The following is a 22,359-nucleotide window of genomic DNA, read 5'->3' on the forward strand; positions in this document are numbered from 1 at the left end:
ACACAAAGACAAGAGCGCCTTCCGGACGAATCCGGAAGGCGCTCTTGGCGTTTACGTGCGAGACGTAACTATCAGGCGTTGCCCGACAGCTTCTCGCGCAGTGCGGCGAGCTGCTCGTCGCTGGCAAGCGAGCCGCCCGACGATGCGGGAGCGCTGCTCGACGAAGCGCTGCGGCTCTCCGACGATGCCGACGAGTAGTCCTGCGGGGCCTTCTCGGCCTCGGCTGCGGCAGCAGCGAACTTCTCGATCTGCGCGGTGTGCATCTTGTGGCGACGCTCGGCCTCGGCGTAGCGGTTCTCCCACTCTTCGCGCTGCTTCTCGTAACCGTCGAGCCATTCGTTGGTCTCGGCGTCGAAGCCCTCGGGGAAGATGTAGTTGCCCTGCTCGTCGTAGCTGTCTGCCATGCCGTACTTCGAGGGGTCGAACTCCTCGGTGTAGTCCTCGTTGGCCTGCTTGAGGCTCAGCGAGATACGACGACGCTCGAGGTCGATGTCGATGACCTTGACCATCGCGTCGTCGCCGACGGCGACAACCTGGTCCGGGACCTCGACGTGGCGCTCGGCCAGCTCGGAGATGTGGACGAGGCCCTCGATGCCGTCGTCGACGCGGACGAACGCACCGAACGGAACCAGCTTGGTGACCTTGCCCGGCACGATCTGACCGATCGCGTGGGTGCGGGCGAACTGACGCCACGGGTCTTCCTGAGTTGCCTTGAGCGACAACGACACACGCTCGCGGTCGAGATCGACGTCGAGAACCTCGACGGTGACCTCGTCACCAACGGTGACGACCTCGGACGGATGATCGATGTGCTTCCAGGAGAGCTCGGAAACGTGGACCAGACCGTCGACGCCGCCGAGATCGACGAACGCACCGAAGTTGACGATCGAGGACACGACGCCCTTGCGGACCTGGCCCTTCTGGAGCTGGTGCAGGAACTCGCTGCGGACCTCGGACTGGGTCTGCTCGAGCCATGCACGACGCGACAGCACCACGTTGTTGCGGTTCTTGTCGAGCTCGATGATCTTGGCTTCGATCTCCTTGCCGATGTACGGCTGCAGATCGCGCACACGACGCATCTCCACGAGCGATGCCGGGAGGAAGCCGCGCAAGCCGATGTCCAGGATCAGGCCGCCCTTGACGACCTCGATGACGGTGCCCTTGACGGCCTCGTCCTTTTCCTTGAGCTCCTCGATGGTGCCCCAGGCACGCTCGTACTGCGCGCGCTTCTTGGACAGGATGAGGCGGCCTTCTTTGTCCTCCTTGGTGAGAACAAGGGCCTCGACCTCGTCACCGACGTTGACGACCTCAGAGGGGTCGACGTCGTGCTTGATCGACAGTTCGCGAGAAGGGATCACGCCTTCGGTCTTGTAACCGATGTCGAGCAGAACCTCGTCACGATCGACCTTGACGATGGTCCCTTCGACGATGTCGCCATCGTTGAAGTACTTGATCGTGGAGTCGATGGCTGCGAGGAAGTCCTCAGCCGAGCCGATATCGTTGACGGCTACTTGCGGCGAGGTGATCGTGGGGGACGACATATGTTGAGTTGCTCCGGACAGGTATGTAGTAGGTACAGTTCACATTGTTTGAACAGCGATGTCAGGCGACGCGCGGCTCGATCACAGTGCCACCGAGCTGCGTCCTCCCAGGTCATCACACGAGGGTGACGTCCAGGTGACGACAAGCTGAACTGCGCGAAAGATGCCTCCACGCGCTTTGTCTACCTTACTCTAGCGGCGTTGTGCTGGGCAAATACCACTTCTGAGCGCATCCCGCCACCGCGCAAATGACACGGGCCGGGACACCACGACAGGCGAAGGGTGCAACGTTGGCGCATTCGGTGGAATTCCTCTTCGACGACGAGTCAGAGGTTCGCCTGCGCGCGCTGTGGGATGCCCTCGCGACATCGCACCTGCCCAACGCAGGCACGAACCCCTCGCCCACCAACCGCCCGCACGTCACGGCCGCCGCGACGCGACGGATCGACCCCGCCGCCGACCGGGCAGTACGCCAGTGCACCGCAGCACTTCCGATTCCGGTGACCATCGGCGCGCCATTGATCTTCGGCCGTGGCGACCGCCTCGTCGTCGCACTGCTGGTGGTGCCGACCGCCCGCTTGCTGACCGCCCACCTGCAGCTGGTCGAGGCGCTGTCCGGACATGCGTTCACCGCCGACGACGAGCCGGGCGTCTTCTCCCACTCACTCCCGGGCTCCTGGACCCCACACGTCACGATGGCACGCCGTGTGCACTCCGACGTCCTCGCCGACGTCGTGGCCGCGCTCGAGCTGCCCCCTCACGGCATTCGCGCCGGTGCTACCGAAGATGGAGGCATTCGCGCGACCATCACCGCGATCCGACGCTGGGACGGCGACAGTCGAACAGATGTCGTCTTCGATGAGCATCCCGACGGTTCGGGTTCGGCCTCATGACTCCCGGCCGGCCGATGGCTCCGCCATCTCTAAACTCAGTCAGGTGATCGGCGACGACGAGACTCCCCACGCGCCGCGACTCCTCGGCCGTATCGATTCGTCGACGAGCGATGCCGCGAGCCGCGCCTGGTGGGATGCAGAGGCGCAGGACTATCACCGCGAACACGGCGGTTTCCTCGGCTCCGACTCCCGTGGCGGCGAGTTCGTGTGGGGACCAGAACGGTTGCGAGAGGCCGACGTTCACCTGCTCGGCGACGTCGCCGGCCGCGACATCCTCGAGATCGGGTGCGGTTCCGCGCCGTGTTCACGGTGGCTCGTCGCCCGAGGTGCGCGCGCCGTCGGACTCGATCTGTCGCAGAAGATGCTCGCGCACGGGCTCGCCACCATGAAGCGATTCGACGAACCGCCCGTACCGCTCGTTCAGGCGACCGCGGAGTCGCTGCCCTTTGCCGACGAGAGCTTCGACATCGCGTTCTCGTCGTTTGGCGCAGTGCCTTTCGTCGCCGAACCCGCCCGGGTGATGGCCGAGGCCGCACGCGTCCTGCGGCCCGGCGGCCGCTGGGTCTTCTCGGTGAATCACCCGATGCGCTGGATGTTTCCCGACGATCCAGGCCCTGCCGGGCTGACCGTCACCATGCCGTACTTCAGCAGAACGCCCTATTCCGAGGTCGACGCCGACGGCACGGTGACCTACGTAGAGCATCACCGCACCATCGGCGATCGAGTCCGCGACATCCGCGCCGCCGGACTGATCCTCGACGACATCGTCGAGCCGGAGTGGCCGGACGACCTCGAGGACGAGTGGGGTCAGTGGAGTCCGCTTCGGGGACAGTACTTTCCGGGCACCGCAGTGTTCTGTTGCGTCAAACCCCGCTGATCACAGCGCAATTGGTCACAGCGGAATCGATCACAACAGCTTCGATAGAAAGGTCTTGGTCCGCTCGTGCTGCGGATTGGCCAGCACCTCTCGTGGATCGCCCTGTTCGACGACGACGCCACCGTCCATGAACACCAGTTGGTCTGCCACCTCGCGGGCGAAACCCATCTCGTGGGTGACCACGAGCATGGTCATTCCACTTGCCGCGAGTTCGCGCATGACGCCCAGCACCTCACCGACCAGTTCGGGATCGAGCGCCGACGTCGGCTCGTCGAACAGCATCAGTTTCGGCTCCATCGCCAGTGCTCTGGCAATCGCGACGCGCTGCTGCTGTCCGCCGGAGAGTTGCGACGGATACGACTGCGCCTTGTCGGCGAGTCCGACGCGCTCCAGCAGGTATTCGGCGCGAGATGTGGCCTCGGCCTTGCTCTTTCGTTTGACCTGCGTCGGCGCCTCGATCACGTTCTCGATTACCGTCCGGTGAGGGAACAGGTTGAAGTGCTGGAACACCATGCCGATGTCACGACGCTGCTTGGCCGCATCCTTCGGACTCATCTCATACAGTTTGCCGCCGCGTTCGCGATAACCGATGAGGTCGCCGTCGACGTACAGCCGTCCCGCGTTGACCTCCTCGAGATGGTTGACGCAACGCAGGAATGTCGACTTGCCAGAGCCCGACGGACCGATGATGCACAGGACCTCGCCGCGCTCGACCTCCAACGAAATGCCTTTGAGCACCTGCGTCGTACCGAAGCTCTTGCACACCCGGTCGGCCAGCACCATCGGTGTCGCCGACGTCTCTTCGACCACCGTCATGCTCCCCCACCCCCGTGTTGTGGATCGGTCACCTCTGCCTCTGCGGCGAGTGCCTTGAGTTGCTTACCTGTCAGCGCACGTGTCGCACCCCGCGCGTAGTGCCGCTCCAGGTAGTACTGCCCGACCATCAGGATGCTCGTGACCACGAGGTACCAGGTCGACGCGACCATCAGCAGCGGGATCGGCTGGAAGATCACGCCCGAGATGTCACGAGCACGACCGTACAGTTCGAGGCTGAACGGCACCGCCGCCACGAGGCTCGTGGTCTTGAGCATGCTGATGACTTCGTTGCCCGTCGGCGGAATGATCACACGCATCGCCTGCGGGAGCACCGTTCTGCGCATGGTCTGCGACCACGTCATACCCAGCGCCACCGACGCCTCGGTCTGCCCCTCACCCACCGACGACACACCCGCGCGCACGATCTCCGCCATGTAGGCGGCCTCGTTGAGGGCCAGGCCGATGACCGCGAACAGAAAAGCAGCATTCAGCGACTGGATATCGAAGTGCGCGAACTGAACTGTGAACGGGATACCCAGGTCGATGCGCTTGTAGATCGAGGGGAACAAGCCCCAGAACACGAGCTGGACGTACACCGGCGTACCGCGGAACACCCATAGATAGACCCACGACGTCGAACGGAGTACCGGATTCGGCGACAGTCGCATGATCGCCAACACGACGCCCAGCACGATCGCGATCACCATCGACAGGACCGTCAGCGCGAGTGTGTACCCGACACCCGACATGATGCGGGTGTCGAACAGGTACTTGGCGTAGGTGTCCCACGCGTAAGCCTTGTTGGTGGCCGCGCCGTAGATGAACAGGGCGACAAGGATGAGCACGATCGCCGCGGCGATCCACTGACCGGGATGTTTGAGCGGTACGGCCTTGATCGGGGTCGGCTCCGCTTTCGCGGAGTCGACCCCGACTCGGCCGTCAGACGGCGTCGACACGGATCAGCTGACCGCGCCGTTGATCACAGATTTCTGGATCGCGCCTGCTTCGACGCCCCAGTTCTCGGCGATCTGCTTGTACTGACCGTTGTCGATGAGGTGCTGAACAGCCTGCTGCAGCGCCTGGGTCAACGACGACCCCTTCTGCACCGGGTAGCCGTAGGGTGCCGAGTCGAATACTCCGCCTGCGGCCTCGAGCTTGCCGTCCGAGCGCTTGATCGCGTAGGCGGTCACGGGCGAATCCGCCGACATCGCATCCACCTTGCCGAGCACGAGAGCGTTGGTCGCTTCGTCCTGGCTGTCGAACTTGACCTTCTCGATGGCAGGCTTACCCGCGTCGGTGCACGCCTTGCTCTTGGCAGGAACCTCGTCGGTGTCCTCGACGGTGGTCGACTGCACCGCGACTCGCTTGCCGCAGGCGTTGTTCGGGTCGATGTTGCCGCCCGCCTGCTGCGCCCACTGCACACCGGCGTTGTAGTAGGTGACGAAGTCGACCTGCTGCTCGCGCTCCTTGCTGTCGGTGAACGACGACATGCCCACGTTGTAGGTGCCCTGCTGGATCGCCGGGATGATCTTGTCGAAGTCGGCTTCCTTGTACTCCGGCTTGAGACCGAGCACTGCGGCGACCGCGTTCATCAGATCCACGTCGTATCCGACGATCTTGCCGGAGGGATCCTTGAACTCGTTGGGGGAATAGGGAACGTTGACACCGACGATGAGCTGGCCTGACTGCCGAATCGGTTCAGGCACAAGCGCGGCGATGGAATCGACCTTGGTCGCCTCGACGGCCTTCGACGAGCTGGCCGCGCCGCCGGCCGACCCCTCGTCGGACTCGTTGTTCGTACATCCGGCGAGTACCAAAGCCAGCACTGCCACCAGTGCGGCGAACAGGCCACCGAATCGCCATGATCGCGCACGTGTCGATCGCTGAAGTCGCATCGAAATCCTTCCCCCGGCACCCCTGTGGGCGCCTCGAGACCACACACCGACACACCGTCGGCACTTCGAAGTAACTTACTGGCTCAGCGTTGAATCCACCCGGTAGTTACGCAGGATTAACTGCGCTCGGCTCGAGGACGCATCCGAGTACCGGTACTGCCGGGCGCGTAGGTCAGACCGGCCCGAGTCGCACGGTCGGGCATGAACACAACGTGTCCGATCAATAAACTTCTCCACGCGAACATTGTCGAAAAAGCGTGAATTGATGGATAAACGTTAAATGTTGCGGAGAATCATTAATCGCATTACCATTCCGACCGTGAAACGCCTTCCTCGGCCATTCTGGGTCGCTTTGTCTGGATTTGTGGCTGCCCTGTTGGCTGCGACGCTCACCGGTTTCCTCGTCCCCGGTACAGCTTCCGCGAGTCCGTTGAAGCCACCGTCGCAAGATCCCTTCTACGGGACTCAACGCGATCTCACTCACGTCGCCCCCGGCGCACCGCTGAAGACCCGCGTCGTCCAGCTTTCATACGGCGACAAGCGGTTTCCAGCAGTTGCGACGCAGATCCTGTTCCGCACAACCGATCAGTTCGGCAAGCCGACGGCAGCAGTGACCTCCATCATCGAACCGCTGACATCCGGGCCGCGAAAGCTGATCTCGTATCACTCCCCCTATGACGCACTCGGGTCCCAATGCGATCCCTCATACGCTCTCCGCGGCGGCAACACTGGCCGCGGACCGGAATTCGACGACATCATCATCGGTTCATTTCTCGCCCAGGGATACACCGTCGTAGTCCCCGACTACGAGGGCCTGAAGATGCGTTGGACGATGGGACGCGAATCCGCACAAACCGCTCTCGACAGCATTCGTACCGCTGAGCGACACCTACGCCTGCCCCCGTCGACGCCGGTCGGACTCTTCGGCTACTCGGGCGGATCGGTGCCCACCGGCTTCGGTGCCGACCTCGCCCCGACCTACGCTCCCGAACTCCGTATCGTCGGCGCGGCCGCGGGTGGAGTCCTGGTCCAGCCGTCGCACAACCTGCCCTATGTCAACGGCAGCAAGCAGTGGGCTGGCGTGATACCCGCGCTCATGAACGTCTACAACGCGACCTTCGACCTCAACATCGGCCAGTACCTGTCCCCCAAGGGCACCCAAACGCTCGCGCAGACCCAGGGGCAGTGCCTGATCAACTTCGCGACCAAATATCCGGGACTGACCGACACACAATTGCTGCTACCGCAGTACCCGGGGCTGTTGACCGTCCCCGGAATCCCGCAAGCCTTCAACCAGAACATCATGGGTTGGGTCGGCAAGCCGAGGAATCCGATGTTCCTCGGTGTCGGCAACGTCGACGGAACCGGCGACGGGATCATGATCGACGGCGACGTGCAGGGATTGGCGACGAAGTACTGCCGTGAAGGAGTACCGACGCAGTACAAGACCTATCCCAAGCTCAGTCACTTCGATGCGTTCCTGCCCTGGGCACCCGACGCGGAGAAGTTCCTGGCCGACCGGTTCGCCGGGCGCCCAGCAACCTATTGCTCGGGAATTCCCACCGGCAACACGCTGGGACCCATCAGCTGATCAGGCTCCAGTAGCTGATTCGGTGCCGCGGTCGATCGCTTCGACGACCGCGGCACCGAACTGTGTCGTGGTCGCGGTGCCGCCGAGGTCGGCCGTGCGGATGCCAGCCGCCAGAGTGACGTCGATGGCGTCGTCGATTCTGGCAGCGCAGGCCGTTAGCGCAGCGTCGGCTCGCTGATCGCCCCACCATCGGAGCATCATCGCCATCGAGGCGAGAATGCCGACGGGATCGGCGATTCCGCGTCCGGCGATGTCGGGCGCCGCGCCGTGGCTGGCTTGCGCCATGGCCTTGGTCGACGAGCAGTTCACCGAACCGGCCATGCCCAGCGATCCCGCCAACTCACCGGCGAGATCGGAGAGGATGTCGCCGAAGAGGTTCTCGGTGACGAGCACGTCGAAGTCCGCCGGCCTGCGGACCAGCAGTGCCGCCATTGCGTCGACATGCTGCTCGTCGACGTCGACGTCGGGAAAGTCCACCGCCACTTCGCGGCACGCCTCGCGGAAGAGCCCTGTCGTGAGTCGCAGGACATTCGCCTTGTGCACGATGGTGACATGCCGTGAGCGTTGCCTCGCGAGCCGGAATGCCTCTCGAGCGATTCGACGACTCGCCTCTCGGGTGATCACTCCGACCGCGAGCGCAAGATCGGGTGTCGGCATGAACTCGCCACTGCCGACGGCCATGTTCCGGTCGGCGTAGAGCCCCTCGGAGTTCTCCCTCGCGATCACCACGTCGATGTCAGGTGCGGTTGCGGCAACGCCGCGATACGCCCGACACGGCCGGATATTCGCATACAGCCCGAATCGCTTACGGATCATCGCGCCAGGGGTAAGGGTGCCGCGGAACTGCTCGGGATAGCCGGCAGAGTCGTGCGGGCCGAGAATCCACACGTCGAGTTCGTCGAGACCCGCGAGCGTCGACTGTGGTGTCGGCGTGCCGTGCTCAGCTATGGCGTCACGACCGAGAGGCAAAGCGACCCAATCGAATTCGATGCCTTCTCGCGCGCCTGCAGCACTCGCCGCGTCGACGGCCACCGGCACGATCTCGGGCCCGATCCCGTCGCCGTCGAGTACACCGATCGATAGTCGAGTCTCCCTGCTCATTTCGCAAATATTGCCAGAACGCTTGACAACTCCGGCGAGCCACCTCAGCATAGCTAGAAACCGAATGTCATTCGGTTTGGCTTTCGACGCCGCAGGCCAGCCGCCATTCTCTTCGACGACGCTCACGGAGGGCGTCGCTCTCGAAAGGCTCCTCATGAGCACTGCAGATCCATCCCGACTCGTCACCCCACCTGCCGCTGTCGATTCGCCACCACCCGCGGGAGTCGACCTCAAACAGGACGCGCTCGGTGCGCCGTCGATCGCGTTCATGGTGATCGCGGCGGCGGCCCCGCTGACCGTGATGGCGGGGGTCGCGCCCCTGGCTCTGGCCATCGGTGGCGTCGGTGCGCCGGTCGCCTATCTCGCAGCCGGAATCAGCTTCGCGGTGTTCGCGGTGGCGTTCATGGCGATGACCAGGGCAACCGGCGGCAAGGGGGCCTTCTACTCCTACATCACGCTTGGCCTCGGACGGGTCGCGGGACTCGCATCGGGCTTCCTCGCAGTCGTCTCGTACAACGCACTCCAGATCGGCGTGTACGGGCTCCTCGCCGTACAGACGCACGACGCCATCTCGCGAGTGCTCGGCGTCGACATCCCCTGGCCAGTCCTCGCGCTCGTCGCGATCGCGATCGTGTGGTTCGTCGGACGTCGGGGAATCGACGTCGGCGCACGATTCCTCGGACTTCTCCTCGCCCTCGAAACCGGCATCCTGCTGGTGCTCGCCGTCGCGATCGTCGTCCAGGGCGGCGCGCACGGCATCGAGTTCTCCACCTTCACTCCCAACGCGATCTTCGCTCCCGGAATGGCAGGTGTCCTGGCCTTCGCTTTCGCGGCGTTCATGGGATTCGAGTCGACGGCCCTCTATCGCTCGGAGGCTCGCGACCCCGACCGCTCCATCCCCCGCGCCACCTACTGGGCAGTCGGATTCATGGCCATCTTCTACTGCTTCATCGTCTGGGCGATAGTCCAGGCATTCGGCGCCGCACAGGTGCAGCAGGCCGCGGGTGACGACGTCGCCGACCTCTTCTTCACCGCCATGACGACGTACGTGGGCACCTGGGCGACCGACGTGATGTCGCTGCTCATCGTCACGAGCGCACTGGCTTCGCAGATCGCGTTTCACAACGCCATAAACCGCTATACCTATGCACTCGCACGCGACGGCGCACTGCCACGCATCCTCGACCGCACCCATCCCGTGTACAAATCCCCTTCTCGCGCAGGCAATCTGCAGACCATCCTCGCCGCCGTCGTCATCGCAGCGTTCGGCCTGGCAGGTGCAGATCCCTACTATCAACTCCTCCTGGTCCTCAACACCCCAGGAATCGTGGGAATCATTGCGCTGCAGGTGATCACATCGCTGGCCGTGGTCGCGTACTTCGTGCGCAAGCGCTACGTCCGGGCCGAGCGGATAGGAATGATCGCGGGTGTGCTCAGCACGATCCTCCTCACCCTCGCATTGCTGGTACTCGTGGCGAACATCAAGTTGCTGACCAACATGGGAACCGCGGCGAACACGGCACTCGTCGGCAGCGTCGGAGTGGTGTTCCTCCTCGGAATCGTTGCGGCACTCTACTTCCGCGCACGAGTCCCGCGCGTGTATGCCCGCATCGGTGGCCTCTACGACGACCCGCACGCCGCCACCGAACGCTGAATCTCCAACGCCGAATCCACAAACCGACCACTACCTCCGAAACCAGGGACGACCATGACACACCGAGCCGACACCGTGATCCTCGCCGAGACCATCCACACGCTCACCGGGGAACAAGGCCACAGCGCTGTCGCCATCTCCGACGGGCGGATCTGCGCTCTCGGTGACGCGGATTCGCTGGCTACCTACATCTCTGCGTCGACTCAGATCGTCGACCTGGGTAGCGCGACCCTCACCCCCGGCCTCATCGACGGACACATCCATCCTGTTCTCGGACTGGACATCTCGGCAGGCGTCGACCTCTCGGGCGTCGACAACCTCGATCAACTCGTCGAGACTCTGCGGACCGCCCGCGTCGTCGACGGCTGGGTGCGGGGTTGGGGCCTCGATCCCAACGTGTTCGGTGGCCGACCCGTCACCTCCGACGTGGTGGTGACGGCGTTGGGACCCGACCTGCCCGCCCTGCTCTACCTCTTCGACGGCCATTCAGCACTCGCCACCCCGGCGGCACTGCGCATCGCGGGCGTCGATGGCCCACGGGCATTCAGCGGCAACGCCGAAATCGTCTGCCAGGACGGCATTCCCACGGGTCACCTGCTGGAACTGGAGGCGGTCAGCGTCGTCTCCGCGGTCGTACCGCCAGAGTCGGCGCAGCAACGCCGACAACGCCTCACCGATCTGCTCGGCTCCATGGCTGCGGCCGGACTGACGTCAGCGAACGCCATGGACTTCGAAGGCGACAGCGGCGAGCTCGTCACCGCACTCGAAGCCGACATCGAACTTCCCATGCGGCTCCGTTTCGCTCCCTTCTGCATGCCCGGCACCGATACCGAGCAACTCGACCACATCGTCGAGCTGCAGCGTCGCGGTGGCAGGCGGTGGCGCGTCGACGGCGTCAAGTTCATGGTCGACGGAACCATCGACGGAGGTACCGCATGGCTCGATACTCCCGACTCTCACGGTGAATCAACCGCACCACTGTGGCCGGACCCAGCGGAGTACCGACACGCGCTCCGCTACTTGGCCAAGCGGGGCGTCCCCACTGTGACCCATGCGATCGGCGACGCCGGAATCCGCTACGCCCTCGACAGTCTCGCTGACCTACCGGAACTCCCGTCGGGCGCACGGCATCGGATTGAACACATCGAGACGCTCCCCGACGACCTCGTCGACCGCTTCGCGCAGCAGGGGGTGGTAGCGAGCATGCAGCCGACCCACTGCACCCACTACACGCGCGCCGATCACTCCGACAACTGGTCGGAAAGACTCGGCACCGAACGCGCCGACCGCGCATTCCGCACACGCGACATCCGTGACGCGGGGGCGATCCTCGCGTTGGGCTCGGACTGGCCGATCGCCCCCTTCGACGCCCGGTCGATCATGGCCGACGCCCAACTCCGACGCCGTGCGGGACATGTCGACGATGCGCCGATCCTTCCCGGACAGGCACTCACCGCTCGCATGGCGCTCGAGGGCTACACCAGCCACGCCGCACGGGCGCAGGGCTCGCGCGACGCCGGAGCCATCGCGGTCGGCCACCGCGCCGATCTCACCGCGTTCGCCGTCGATCCGCTCCGGTGCCCGCCCGACGAGCTCGCCGACGCCCCGATCGTGCTGACCATGGTCGGAGGCGATGTGGTGCATCGCGCCGACCACGTGGACGCCTGAACCGCCAGAGCGTCGAGGCTGCGGCGAACATCAGGCATACGGCGAGTCACTAGGCTTACGGAATGCCTCGACCGCACACGCCGATCCTCGACCCGGACACCATTGCCCGAGCGGCACTCGATGCGCTCGACTCCGACGGCTCGTTCACCATGCCCGGCATTGCGAAGCGCCTCAATGTCGCGGTGTCGTCGCTGTATCACCACGTGGCGAGCCGCGAGCAACTCCTCGAGCTCATCCGCGGGGTGATCGCCGAGGAACTCTCGGTGGCGATCGTGTGGCCCGAGGACTGGCGCGAAGTGGTTCGGCAGTGGCTGATCGGATACCGCGCAGGCTTCGGCGCCCACCCCGAACTGGTACGGGCACTCACGGCGCAAACGGTCCGCGCACCCGAGGTGCTGCGCGGCTACGACCGATTGGCGCAGAAGCTCGTCGACGCCGGGTTCCCGATCGATCGGGTGTTGCACGTCATCACGTTTCTCGACACCATCGCGCTCGGGTCGGCGCTCGACGTCGGCGCACCCGACGAGGTGTGGTCGGTCGACGGCGTCGCTGCTGACAGCGCCCTCGCGCGCGCATTGTCAGCGGCGCCAACGGGACGTGTGCGCGCTGATGAGGCGTTCGAGCTGACGGTCGACTTGGCCATCACCGGCCTCGAGAGCGAACTGGCCCGCGCATCCCGGACTTGAGCGACCCGCCTCAGTGCGCGGCGTCGTCCCACGAGCGACCGAAGCCGACCGAGACCTCCAGTGGCACAGACAAATCGATCGCGTTGCCCATCTCTTCACGAACCACCTTCTCGGCCTGTTCGCGTTCGCCCTCGGCGACCTCGACGACGAGTTCGTCGTGGACCTGGAGCAACATGCGGGAGGCAAGCTTCTCGGCGACGAGGCGCTTGTGCACGTTGATCATGGCGACCTTGATAATGTCGGCGGCCGTGCCCTGGATCGGAGCGTTCAGCGCCATCCGCTCTGCCGCCTGGCGCCGTTGCCAATTGTCGCTGTTGAGGTCGGGCAGATAGCGGCGTCGGCCGAAAAGCGTTGCGGTGTACTCGTTTCGGCGTGCCTCGACGACGACGTCATGAAGGTAGTCCCGCACTCCACCGAAGCGGTCGAAGTAGGCCTCCATCTGTTCCTTGGCCTCGTCGCGACTGATCCGCAGCTGCGCCGCGAGCCCGAATGCCGAGAGTCCGTACGCGAGGCCGTACGACATCGCCTTGACGCGGTGCCGCATCTCGGTGGTCACCGCGTCGATCGGCACTCCGAACGCTCGTGACCCGACGAAGTTGTGGAGGTCTTCTCCGGTGTTGAACGCCTCGATGAGGCCCGCGTCGCCGGAGAGGTGAGCCATGATGCGCATTTCGATCTGGCTGTAGTCGGCCGTCATGAGGGTCTCGTACGGCTTGCCGGTGCCACCGGGGCCGTTGTCGGAGCCGACGACGAATCCGTGGCGGATCTCGCGGCCGGCTTCCGTACGAACCGGGATGTTCTGCAGGTTGGGTTCGGTCGACGACAGACGACCCGTCGCCGCGACGGTCTGGTTGAACGTCGTGTGGATGCGGCCGTCGTCGGCCACCGACTTGAGCAGACCGTCGACGGTCACCTTGAGTCGCGTGGCATCGCGGTGTTCGAGAAGATACGCGAGGAACGGATGCTCGGTTTTCTCGTAGAGGGTCTGCAGCGCGTCGGCGTCGGTCGTGTATCCGGTCTTGGTCTTCTTGGTCTTGGGCATGTCCAACTTGTCGAACAGCACCGTCTGCAATTGCTTGGGAGAGCCGAGGTTGATCTGCTCGCCGATCACCTCGTAGGCGGCCTCCGCGGCCGTCCGGATGCGCTCGGAGAACGTTTCCTCGAGCTGCCCGAAGTGCTCGACGTCGACCGCGATGCCCGCGGCCTCGAGGTCGGCGAGCACGAACAGCAGCGGCAACTCCATCTCGGTGAGCAGCGGCTTGGAGTCGATGCGGTCCAGCTCGGTATCGAGGGTATCGGCGAGTTCGGCGACAGCTCGCGCTTCGAGCATCGCCTGCTCGGCGATCTTGCCCGCGCCGCCATCGTCGTCGAGGAGCGAGAGCTGACCGGAGTCGGCGCCATCGTCGGCTCGCAGTTCGCGTCGCAGGTAGCGCAGCGCGAGATCGTCGAGGTTGAAGGTTCGCTGGCCGGGCCGCACGAGGTACGCGGCGAGGGCGGTGTCGCTGGTGACACCGGCGAGCGTCCACCCACGAGACCGCAGCGCGTGGATGGCCCACTTCGTCTCGTGGAGGGCCTTGTCGATGGTCGAGTCGGCAAACCACTCGCCGAGTGCCTTCTCGTCGTCGGGCCCCAGCACTGTGACGTCGACGTAACCCGACGTCCCGTCGGCCGCGGCGATCGCGACACCCGTCACGTCTGCGCCGACGACCTGGTGCGGAGCGGTCACGGTGAGTCCGCTGCGACCGGTACGGGCGTGCGCGTCGAGCCAGTCGCGCACCTCACCTTCGCCGAGGATCGACCCGTCGAGTTCAAACCCTGATTCGGCCTCCGGTTCGACGGAACTGAGTGTCGAGAACAGACGATCGCGCAGGACACGGAACTCGAGGTCGTCGAAGAGTTGGTGGATGCGGTCGCGGTCCCAGCCGACCATCGCCAGTTCGTCGGGTGTTGCAGGTAGCTGCATGTCGCGGACGAGCTCGGTGAGCTGGCGATTCGTCTGCACCGACGCCAAGTGCGCACGCAATGCGTCGCCGACTTTTCCCTTCACCTCATCGACATGATCGATGAGTGAGGCGAGAGATCCGTACTCGCGAATCCACTTCGACGCCGTCTTCTCCCCCACGCCCGGGATGCCGGGCAGGTTGTCGCTCGGGTCGCCGCGCAGCGCCGCGTAGTCGGGATACTGCGTGGGTGTGAGTCCGTACTTCTTCTCGACCTCTTCAGGGGTGAAGCGAGTCAGCTCCGACACGCCCTTGCGCGGGTACAACACCGTCACCGAGTCGTCGACAAGCTGCAGCGAGTCACGGTCGCCGGTGACGACGAGCACCTTGTAGCCCTGCGCTTCTGCCTGCGTGGCCAGTGTCGCGATGATGTCGTCGGCCTCGTAGCCCTCGATCGCCATGACGGGGATTCCGAGGGCGTCGAGAACCTCTTTGGTCAGATCGACCTGCCCGTTGAACTCGTCGGGCGACTTGGAGCGTTGTGCCTTGTACTCGGGGAACATCTCCGAGCGGAAGGTCTTGCGCGAGACGTCGAACGCCGCTGCGACGTGTGTCGGTTCCTCGTCGCGGAGCAGGTTTATCAACATCGAGGTGAAGCCGTAGACCGCGTTGGTCGTCTGCCCGGTCGCCGTCTTGAAGTTCTCGGCGGGAAGTGCGAAGAACGCCCGGTAGGCCAGCGAGTGCCCGTCGAGCAGCATCAACGTCGGCTGACGCTTATCCTTGCCACCCTTCTGACTCGATCGCGACGACGTCGACGGCGCGGCCTTGCCGGCAGCGGCTGTGCCGTCGGAACTCTTCACGGGTGCACTCTGCGCAGGACTCACACCGCTGAGTCTAGTGACGCCTCCCGACACGCCTCATCCCCGGCAAGTCCGCGGCCCCTTGCGAATCCTCAGCCAGGCGCGCGGCGGTACATCGGCCACACCGTAGGTCCGTTCTCAGGCAGCGTCACCTCTGCGGTCACTGTGAAACCGAATCGCTCGTACAGCGGGATGTTCGCCTCATTGGAGCTCTCCAGATACGCGGGGCCGTCGACCGACTCCATCCCGGCGCGCAGCAGCGTGCTTCCAACGCCGCGCCCATGCACGGTGGCACCGACAAATGCCAGGTACCAGTGCGGTTCGCGCGGCCGATACCCGGCGAACATCTCCTCGAGCAGCTGGCCCCGACGGTAGCGCCCGCCCAGAGCCGAGAGGAAGCGCGGAACCGCCAACAGTTGGCGGCCGCTCGAGGGCCGAAACCCCGGCGGGTCCCACACCGCGGCGCCGACTGCGCGGTCGCCGTCGAAGCACACGTCGCGACGTCCGCGCGAGCCGTGACCCGCGGTCAACAACGCGCGATACAGGGCCGCGTACCTGGTGGTGTCGGGTTGCAACCACCGCATCACAGGATCGTCGGCGAACGCCTCTCCGAGTATCTCGCTGACGAGCTTGTTGTCCGATGAGCCCTCGATGGCGTAGGCGGTCACCGCGTCAGGCTACGCCGAGATACGCCTCACGCACCGCATCGTCGACGAGTAGCTCTTTGCCCGGCCCTTCTTTCAGAATCGTGCCGGTCTCCAGGATGTAGCCCCGATCGGATCGGCTCAATGCCTGCTGAGCGTTCTGCTCGACGAGCAAGATCGTGGTTCCCTCAGCGTTGATCTGCGCGATGATCGAGAAGATCTGCTGGATCACCATGGGCGCCAGGCCCATTGACGGTTCGTCGAGTAGCAGCAGATTGGGGCGCGCCATCAGTCCACGACCGATCGCGAGCATCTGCTGCTCGCCACCGGACATGGTGCCGCCGTATTGCTTGCGCCGTTCCGCCAGCCTCGGGAACAGGTCGAAGACCTGGTCGAGGGCCTGACTGTAGGCAGCCTTGGAGTCGAATTTCCTTCCATAGCAACCCATGTCGAGATTCTCGAGCACGGTCATTCCAGGGAAGATGTGCCTGCCCTCGGGAACCTGGATGATTCCCCGTGCCACTCGCTCGTGCGGGGCCAGTTTGGTGATCGACTCACCGTGAAACTTGATGTCTCCCTGACTCAGTTTGAGCAGACCGGATATCCCGCGCATCGTGGTGGATTTTCCTGCGCCGTTGGCTCCGAGGAGAGTGACCAGTTCGCCCTCGTCGACACGAAGCGAGATGCCGTGCAGCGCTTGGATTCGGCCGTAGTGGATGACGACGTCGGTCATCTCCAGCACCGGCGCCTTGGAGGTCGTCGTCGAAGCCGAATCCTTGCTGAGGTCAGGCGATTTGGTCATCTGGAACTCCCAGGTATGCAGCGACGACGGCGGGATTCTCGCGAACCTCACGCGGTGATCCGTCCGCGATCTTGCGGCCGAATTCGAGGACGACGATGCGATCGGTCACTCCCATGACCAAGCGCATGTCGTGCTCGATGAGCAGCACGGTATAGCCGTCCTCACGGATCTTCTGAATCAACTCCATCAGCGCCGACTTCTCGCTCGGATTGAAGCCCGCCGCAGGCTCGTCGAGGCACAGCAGCTTGGGTTCGGTCGCCAGTGCGCGAGCGATCTCGAGCCGCCGTTGGTCTCCGTACGGGAGATTCGACGCCTTCTCGGCCGCGCGCGCACCGATTCCGACGAACTCGAGAAGCGCCATCCCGCGGTCGACGGCGTCGTGTTCCTCGCGGTACAGCCGGGGTGTGCGCATGATCGCGCTGAAGACAGACGATTTGTGTCGGGCGTCGGTGCCGACGGCGACGTTCTCCAGAGCGGTCATCTCACCCCAGAGCCGCACGTTCTGGAAGGTACGCGCGATCCCCTTCCGAGTGATCTTGTGCTGCGACATCTTCCCCAGCGGCGCGCCGTCGAATGTCACCGTGCCACGAGTCGGGCGATAGACCCCGGTGATCGCGTTGAAGCACGTCGTCTTGCCTGCGCCGTTGGGTCCGATCAGGCCGAGGATCTCGCCGCGCTTGATGTCGAACGTGACGTCGTCAAGTGCCGCCAGTCCACCGAACTCGACGGTCAATCCGTTGACCTTCAACAGCGGCTCACCCTCCGCTGTTGCGATGTCTCGTTGCGGCGCAACGGCTTCGGCGACAGCTTCGGGATCGGCGAGTTGCGGGTCGACCGCGGCGGGATCGACGACGGCCGTCGACTCGGGGTCGGCGAGCACCTCCTCGATCTGTTCGGCGTTGTCAGGACCGGAATTCGCTTTGCTGACGTCGACACGCGGCGTCGTGTCGTCGGTGCGATCGCCTTCGGGTTCGTCAGGTGTCCTGTGCGTCATGCGTGCGCCTCCTCACTTCCCGACGGTAGCGGGTTGGGGTTACGACGGACTGCGGCATAAACCTTGCGACCGAAGGTCAACAATCGAGCTCGCGCCGGGAAGAGACCTTGTGGCCGGAAGATCATCAGCACCACGAGGGCGATGCCGAAGAACAGGTATTTGAACTCGCTGAGCGACTGACCGCCCACCTCGATGCCCTGCACCCGAGCGGGCAGGTAGACGATGATGAACGCACCGGCGATCACGCCGAGCTTGTTGCCCTGTCCGCCGAGGACGACGGCACACAGGAAGAGCATCGAGTTGATGACGGTGAAGGCTTTGGGATCGACGTACTGCACCTGTCCCGCGTAGACGGCGCCAGACAGCCCGCCGATACCCGCGCCGATCACGAACGCCCACAGCTTGTACTTGAACGTGGGCACGCCCATGATCTCGGCGGCGTCCTCGTCTTCGCGAATCGCGACCCACGAGCGTCCGACGCGGCTGCGTTCCAGATTGCCGACGATGATCAGGACGAGAATGACCGCGACGATTCCCAGCCAGTACCACCAGACACCGTAGTTCGTGGTGGGGCTGTTGTTGCCGACGGAGAACACGCCGTCGGGATGCTCGTCGGACCGCCCGAGCTCGGGGAACAGAACACCCTGCAGACCCGACGCACCGTTGGTGATGTCTGACAGGTTGTCTGCAAGCAAGCGGACGATCTCACCGAATCCCAAGGTGACAATCGCCAGGTAGTCACCTCGCACGCGCAAGGTCGGGGTACCGAGGACCAGTCCTGTGAGACCGGTGATGATGATCGCGAGCGGGACGCACGCGAGCCACGCCCATGGCCCCGAGAAGAATCCGTGATCCTCGCTGTCCCACAACGGACTTGCCGGACTCGTCAGCAACGCGACGACGTAGGCGCCCACCGCGTAGAAGCCGACGTATCCGAGGTCGAGGAGACCCGTCTGGCCGACCACGACGTTGAGTCCGATAGCGATCAATGCCGTCATGGCGAACGTCGCCATGACCACACCGAAGTTGGTCGCCGTCGTCGTGATCAGTGGCGGTTTGATGACCGGAAGAAGCGCGAGAAGGATGATGAGCGGTACGCCGAGCAGCCACTGCTGCACGCGAGGCAGGCTGTCCCACCAAGTACGTATCCGGTCGCCGAGGCCGCGCGGCGGAGGCGTGGTCAATTGTGTCGACGCCGCATTCTCTGACGCCACATTGTCTGATGTCGTCATACTCGCGCCTTCCCCAGCTTTTCACCGAGTATTCCGGTTGGACGGAACATCAACACCAGGATCAGGAGAACGAAAGCCACCACGTCCTTCCATTGATTTCCGAAGAGCACCGAACCGTAGTTCTCCATCACACCGAGCAACAGGCCTCCCAAGAGCGCGCCACGCACGTTGCCGATTCCACCGAGCACCGCGGCGCAGAACGCCTTGATGCCGAGGATGAAGCCGCCGTTGTAGACGATGTTGGTCGGAACTCGCAGCGTGTAGAGCAGCGCCGCAGCGCCCGCCAACAGGCCACCGATGAGGAATGTCACCAAGATGATGCGGTCACGGGAGACGCCCATCAGCAGCGCGGCATCGGGATCCTGTGCCACCGAACGGATTCCACGTCCCAGCCGGGTCTTGTTGATCAGGAAATCGACGCCGAGTGCCAGCACCAGGGCCGAGCCGATGATCACCATCGTCATGTTGAACACCGGTGCGCCGAAGATGGTGAACTGCTCGACCGGCTGAACCAGTCGGATCGTCGGCTGTGCCGTTGAGCCGCCCAGCGGCGGGTCGACCGGGAACTTCGGGAGCACGTAGTGCACGAATTCCTGGAGTACGAACGACATTCCGATCGCGGTGATGAGGAACGCCAGCGGCTTCGCGCCGCGTCGACGCAGGGGCCGATAAGCAACGAACTCCAGTCCGACTGCCGCGCCGCCCGCCACGATCATGCCGCACATCCCCGCGAGGACGAGGTAGACGATCGTCATGACCGTCCCCTCGGAGTACGTGTTACCCGACGGCGTGAAGCCCAACAACAGCAGTCCGATGTAGGTACCGAACATGCCGAGCATGAAGACCTCGGAATGCGCAAAGTTGATCAGTCGGAGCACGCCGTAGACGAGTGTGTATCCAACTGCGACAAGCGCGTACACCGATCCGTAGGTCAGCCCCTCGATGGTCAGACCCCAGAACCCGTCGAACAGCGAGTGGTAGTCGAACCCGATCGTGGATGCCACCGCGGTCGACGTCTGTGCCACCAGAAGTGTGGCGGTCATACGATCCCCTCAATCGTCGAAAGTCGCAGACACGAACCACGCCCGGCCGCCGTGATCGACGGCCGGGCGCGATGGTGTCGTACTTACTTGACCTCGTATACCCAGATCAGTGATGTGGTGAGTTCACCCTTCGGTGTCCACGAGTACTTACGGGCCAGTCCGGTGCCGTTGTACTTGCTGATGTACTCGAGCAGCTTGGGACGGGTGTTGTTGCCCTCCTCGATGCCCTTCATCATGATCGTCGCGATGTCGTATGCCTCAACGGAGTACACGCCGGGCGGCTGGTTGAACGCTGCCTTGTAGTCCGAAGCGAACTTGTCGGGAGCCGGGCCACACGGGCATGAGAGCAGTGCGCCCTTGGCAGCATCGCCGGCCTGCGCGGTGAACTGCGGATCGTTCGCGCCGTCACCCGAGACGAAGAGGATATTCGGATCAGCGGACTTGAGCTGCTGCGCGAGCGGCGCCGCCTCAGCGTAGTAGCCCGCGTAGAAGACCGCATCCGGCTGTGCCGCAGTGACTTTCGAGATGATCGCGGAGAAGTCGCGCTCACCCTTCTTGACGTCGCCCGAGCAGCCGGCGTCAGCAGCAGAGCCGAGCGCGCTGGTGACGGCCTTTTCCAGACCGGCACCGTAATCGGTGTCGTCCTTGATCACGCAGACCTTCTTCTTGCCCTTGGTCCCGGTCAGGTACTTCGCGACGGCAGGGCCCTGAATGTCGTCGTTGGCAAGGCCGCGGTAGAAGGTCTTCCAGCCGTTGTCGGTGAGCGTCGGGTTGGTGGCCGAAGCGGTCACCGAGACGAGTCCGGCCTGGTTGAAGATGCCGCCGGTTGCCTTGGTCTCACCGGAGAACGCCGGACCGATCAATCCGATGATCGAGTCGTCGTTGGTGATGGTCGGCGCAACCTGTGTTGCCTTCTGTGGGTCACCTTCGGTGTCGAAACGCTTGAGGGTGATCTTGCAGTCGGGGTTGGCCTTGTTGTGCTGGTCGACGGCGAGCTGCGCGCCGTCGACGATGTTGATACCAAGAGCCGCGTCGGCGCCGGTCAATGCTCCCGCCATCGCGATGGTCGCCGGGTCGCACTTCTGTCCGCTCGGCGAGGACGGATCGAGAGCTTCCGCATCCGATGCCTTCGGCTGTTCCTTGCCCTCCGTATCGATCTGGGCGAGAGCCGAAATGGTGAGCCCCGACCCCGCTGATGCCGACCCACTCGATGACGAATCCGAGTCGGTCGACTTACTGCTACATGCCGAAACGGCGAGCACAGCGGCCAGCGTCGCCCCTAGCGCTGCGGTCGTCACGCGACGATGCATCTTTACTACCTCTCGTCCAGCCACCCGACCCCCTGTGGCCGGGAGGTCTACTGAGGAGACCTTGAGAAAACATAGACCGAGATACGAGTTTGCGTGGGGCAATGAAAGAGAAATCCGCTAGTCACCGTCGACGCGTTTTCACAGATTTAACGCGGCCGACTCAGGGGTCAGTCTGTGGGTCCCAACGTTTCGACGACGACCTGCGCGACGGCCTTCATCGTGGTACGACGATCCATCGCTGCGCGCTGAATCCACTTGAACGCCTCCGGTTCTGACAACGACTGCTTCTCCATGAGCAATCCCTTGGCGCGCTCGACCAGCTTGCGAGTTTCGAGTCGGTCCTGCATTGTCGCAACTTCTTTTTCAAGCATCTTCAGTTCGTGATAGCGACTGACCGCAACCTCGATGGCGGGAACGAGATCGGCTTTGGAGAATGGCTTCACCAAGTACGCCATCGCGCCGGCATCTCGGGCCCTTTCGATGAAGTCGCGCTGGCTGAAGGCCGTCAACATCACCACGGGCGCCAACCGCTTTTGTGCGATCTCGGTGGCGGCGTCGATCCCGTCGCGGACCGGCATCTTGATGTCCATGATGACGAGATCGGGCGAAAGCTTCTCGGTGAGATCGACGGCCGCCTGCCCGTTGGGCGCCTCGCCCACCACGTCGTAGCCCTCCTCTCGGAGCATCTCGATGAGATCCATCCGGATCAGCGAGTCGTCCTCGGCGACGAGCACCTTGTGTGCAGTCTGCTTGTCCTCGGCCTGGGCCGGAACATTCTCCACCACAGTCACCAATCCCTCCTCCACATCGAG

The 22,359-nt window shown here is 64.0% G+C and carries 19 protein-coding genes; 6 read left to right on the forward strand and 13 right to left on the reverse strand.

Annotated features, from left to right (window positions below):
• Nucleotides 1-71: 71 nt before the first annotated feature.
• Nucleotides 72-1,541, reverse strand: a complete 1,470-nt coding sequence (rpsA, locus tag ACRVY7_RS19365) for a 30S ribosomal protein S1 (RefSeq protein ID WP_049698146.1) — start codon at nucleotides 1,539-1,541, stop codon at nucleotides 72-74.
• A gap of 290 nt (nucleotides 1,542-1,831) precedes the next feature.
• Between rpsA and ACRVY7_RS19370 the strand changes: the two genes are divergently transcribed.
• Together ACRVY7_RS19370 and ACRVY7_RS19375 are read left to right on the forward strand one after the other, a co-directional pair.
• Nucleotides 1,832-2,434, forward strand: coding sequence for a 2'-5' RNA ligase family protein (locus tag ACRVY7_RS19370; protein WP_431818282.1), 603 nt, complete (start codon nucleotides 1,832-1,834; stop codon nucleotides 2,432-2,434).
• The gene (locus tag ACRVY7_RS19375) at nucleotides 2,400-3,311 is read left to right on the forward strand and encodes a class I SAM-dependent methyltransferase (RefSeq protein WP_431818423.1); all 912 of its coding nucleotides are present in this window, start codon (nucleotides 2,400-2,402) and stop codon (nucleotides 3,309-3,311) included. The genes ACRVY7_RS19370 and ACRVY7_RS19375 overlap by 35 nt, the downstream gene beginning before the upstream one ends.
• A gap of 30 nt (nucleotides 3,312-3,341) precedes the next feature.
• Here ACRVY7_RS19375 and ACRVY7_RS19380 read toward each other — a convergent pair whose 3' ends face one another.
• From ACRVY7_RS19380 to ACRVY7_RS19390, 3 genes are read right to left on the reverse strand one after another with little or no spacing between them, the layout of a single operon-like run.
• The gene (locus ACRVY7_RS19380) at nucleotides 3,342-4,127 is read right to left on the reverse strand and encodes an amino acid ABC transporter ATP-binding protein (RefSeq protein WP_431818283.1); all 786 of its coding nucleotides are present in this window, start codon (nucleotides 4,125-4,127) and stop codon (nucleotides 3,342-3,344) included.
• Nucleotides 4,124-5,083, reverse strand: a complete 960-nt coding sequence (locus ACRVY7_RS19385) for an amino acid ABC transporter permease (RefSeq protein WP_064866893.1) — start codon at nucleotides 5,081-5,083, stop codon at nucleotides 4,124-4,126. Before ACRVY7_RS19385 ends, ACRVY7_RS19380 begins: the two co-directional genes overlap by 4 nt.
• A gap of 3 nt (nucleotides 5,084-5,086) precedes the next feature.
• Nucleotides 5,087-6,022 (reverse strand): ABC transporter substrate-binding protein, encoded by a 936-nt coding sequence (locus ACRVY7_RS19390; RefSeq protein WP_197494437.1) that lies wholly within the window; start codon nucleotides 6,020-6,022, stop codon nucleotides 5,087-5,089.
• A gap of 319 nt (nucleotides 6,023-6,341) precedes the next feature.
• On the opposite strand from ACRVY7_RS19390, the gene ACRVY7_RS19395 reads away from it, so the two are divergent.
• Nucleotides 6,342-7,613, forward strand: a complete 1,272-nt coding sequence (locus tag ACRVY7_RS19395; RefSeq protein ID WP_431818284.1) for a lipase family protein — start codon at nucleotides 6,342-6,344, stop codon at nucleotides 7,611-7,613.
• Here ACRVY7_RS19395 and ACRVY7_RS19400 read toward each other — a convergent pair whose 3' ends face one another.
• Entirely contained in the window at nucleotides 7,614-8,714 is a 1,101-nt protein-coding gene (locus ACRVY7_RS19400; RefSeq protein ID WP_431818285.1) for an isocitrate/isopropylmalate dehydrogenase family protein, read from the reverse strand.
• 154 nt (nucleotides 8,715-8,868) lie between these two features.
• Here ACRVY7_RS19400 and ACRVY7_RS19405 point away from each other — a divergent pair, with 154 nt between their 5' ends.
• The 3 genes from ACRVY7_RS19405 to ACRVY7_RS19415 all read left to right on the forward strand — a co-directional run bounded on the left by ACRVY7_RS19405 (nucleotide 8,869) and on the right by ACRVY7_RS19415 (nucleotide 12,722).
• Nucleotides 8,869-10,368, forward strand: a complete 1,500-nt coding sequence (locus ACRVY7_RS19405) for an APC family permease (RefSeq protein WP_431818286.1) — start codon at nucleotides 8,869-8,871, stop codon at nucleotides 10,366-10,368.
• Nucleotides 10,369-10,422: 54 nt separating this feature from the next.
• Nucleotides 10,423-12,036 (forward strand): amidohydrolase, encoded by a 1,614-nt coding sequence (locus tag ACRVY7_RS19410; RefSeq protein ID WP_431818287.1) that lies wholly within the window; start codon nucleotides 10,423-10,425, stop codon nucleotides 12,034-12,036.
• A gap of 62 nt (nucleotides 12,037-12,098) precedes the next feature.
• The gene (locus ACRVY7_RS19415) at nucleotides 12,099-12,722 is read left to right on the forward strand and encodes a TetR/AcrR family transcriptional regulator (RefSeq protein ID WP_431818288.1); all 624 of its coding nucleotides are present in this window, start codon (nucleotides 12,099-12,101) and stop codon (nucleotides 12,720-12,722) included.
• Nucleotides 12,723-12,732: 10 nt separating this feature from the next.
• Here ACRVY7_RS19415 and polA read toward each other — a convergent pair whose 3' ends face one another.
• From polA to ACRVY7_RS19455, 8 genes are all read right to left on the reverse strand, one after another.
• Nucleotides 12,733-15,546, reverse strand: coding sequence for a DNA polymerase I (gene polA, locus ACRVY7_RS19420; RefSeq protein WP_431818289.1), 2,814 nt, complete (start codon nucleotides 15,544-15,546; stop codon nucleotides 12,733-12,735).
• Between the two features lie 68 nt (nucleotides 15,547-15,614).
• A complete protein-coding gene (locus ACRVY7_RS19425; protein WP_431818290.1) occupies nucleotides 15,615-16,190 on the reverse strand; it encodes a GNAT family N-acetyltransferase in 576 nt (191 codons plus the stop codon).
• A gap of 4 nt (nucleotides 16,191-16,194) precedes the next feature.
• On the reverse strand, nucleotides 16,195-16,968 hold the full coding sequence (locus ACRVY7_RS19430) for an ABC transporter ATP-binding protein (protein WP_431818291.1): 774 nt from the start codon (nucleotides 16,966-16,968) through the stop codon (nucleotides 16,195-16,197).
• The gene (locus ACRVY7_RS19435; protein WP_270485389.1) at nucleotides 16,952-17,962 is read right to left on the reverse strand and encodes an ABC transporter ATP-binding protein; all 1,011 of its coding nucleotides are present in this window, start codon (nucleotides 17,960-17,962) and stop codon (nucleotides 16,952-16,954) included. Before ACRVY7_RS19435 ends, ACRVY7_RS19430 begins: the two co-directional genes overlap by 17 nt.
• A complete protein-coding gene (locus ACRVY7_RS19440) occupies nucleotides 17,959-19,194 on the reverse strand; it encodes a branched-chain amino acid ABC transporter permease (RefSeq protein ID WP_049698159.1) in 1,236 nt (411 codons plus the stop codon). Before ACRVY7_RS19440 ends, ACRVY7_RS19435 begins: the two co-directional genes overlap by 4 nt.
• The gene (locus ACRVY7_RS19445; protein ID WP_049698160.1) at nucleotides 19,191-20,237 is read right to left on the reverse strand and encodes a branched-chain amino acid ABC transporter permease; all 1,047 of its coding nucleotides are present in this window, start codon (nucleotides 20,235-20,237) and stop codon (nucleotides 19,191-19,193) included. Before ACRVY7_RS19445 ends, ACRVY7_RS19440 begins: the two co-directional genes overlap by 4 nt.
• An 83-nt stretch (nucleotides 20,238-20,320) precedes the next feature.
• Complete coding sequence (locus ACRVY7_RS19450; protein ID WP_270485392.1) at nucleotides 20,321-21,547, reverse strand: branched-chain amino acid ABC transporter substrate-binding protein; 1,227 nt, start codon at nucleotides 21,545-21,547, stop codon at nucleotides 20,321-20,323.
• A gap of 167 nt (nucleotides 21,548-21,714) precedes the next feature.
• Entirely contained in the window at nucleotides 21,715-22,338 is a 624-nt protein-coding gene (locus tag ACRVY7_RS19455; protein ID WP_200903220.1) for an ANTAR domain-containing response regulator, read from the reverse strand.
• Nucleotides 22,339-22,359 lie beyond the last annotated feature (21 nt).

The sequence above is a fragment of the Gordonia jacobaea genome (genome assembly GCF_965344965.1).
In the GTDB taxonomy this organism is placed as follows: Bacteria; Actinomycetota; Actinomycetes; order Mycobacteriales; family Mycobacteriaceae; genus Gordonia; species Gordonia jacobaea.

Bases quoted from the DNA above. Each gene is read 5' to 3' on its own strand.
- ACRVY7_RS19445 (WP_049698160.1), bottom strand. From the start codon at position 20,237: ATGACCGCCACACTTCTGGTGGCACAGACGTCGACCGCGGTGGCATCC.
- ACRVY7_RS19400 (WP_431818285.1), bottom strand. From the start codon at position 8,714: ATGAGCAGGGAGACTCGACTATCGATCGGTGTACTCGACGGCGACGGG.
- ACRVY7_RS19440 (WP_049698159.1), bottom strand. From the start codon at position 19,194: ATGACGACATCAGACAATGTGGCGTCAGAGAATGCGGCGTCGACACAA.
- ACRVY7_RS19375 (WP_431818423.1), top strand. From the start codon at position 2,400: ATGAGCATCCCGACGGTTCGGGTTCGGCCTCATGACTCCCGGCCGGCC.
- ACRVY7_RS19380 (WP_431818283.1), bottom strand. From the start codon at position 4,127: ATGACGGTGGTCGAAGAGACGTCGGCGACACCGATGGTGCTGGCCGAC.
- ACRVY7_RS19435 (WP_270485389.1), bottom strand. From the start codon at position 17,962: ATGACGCACAGGACACCTGACGAACCCGAAGGCGATCGCACCGACGAC.
- ACRVY7_RS19390 (WP_197494437.1), bottom strand. From the start codon at position 6,022: ATGCGACTTCAGCGATCGACACGTGCGCGATCATGGCGATTCGGTGGC.
- ACRVY7_RS19405 (WP_431818286.1), top strand. From the start codon at position 8,869: ATGAGCACTGCAGATCCATCCCGACTCGTCACCCCACCTGCCGCTGTC.
- ACRVY7_RS19415 (WP_431818288.1), top strand. From the start codon at position 12,099: ATGCCTCGACCGCACACGCCGATCCTCGACCCGGACACCATTGCCCGA.
- rpsA (WP_049698146.1), bottom strand. From the start codon at position 1,541: ATGTCGTCCCCCACGATCACCTCGCCGCAAGTAGCCGTCAACGATATC.
- ACRVY7_RS19430 (WP_431818291.1), bottom strand. From the start codon at position 16,968: ATGACCAAATCGCCTGACCTCAGCAAGGATTCGGCTTCGACGACGACC.
- ACRVY7_RS19450 (WP_270485392.1), bottom strand. From the start codon at position 21,547: ATGCATCGTCGCGTGACGACCGCAGCGCTAGGGGCGACGCTGGCCGCT.
- ACRVY7_RS19410 (WP_431818287.1), top strand. From the start codon at position 10,423: ATGACACACCGAGCCGACACCGTGATCCTCGCCGAGACCATCCACACG.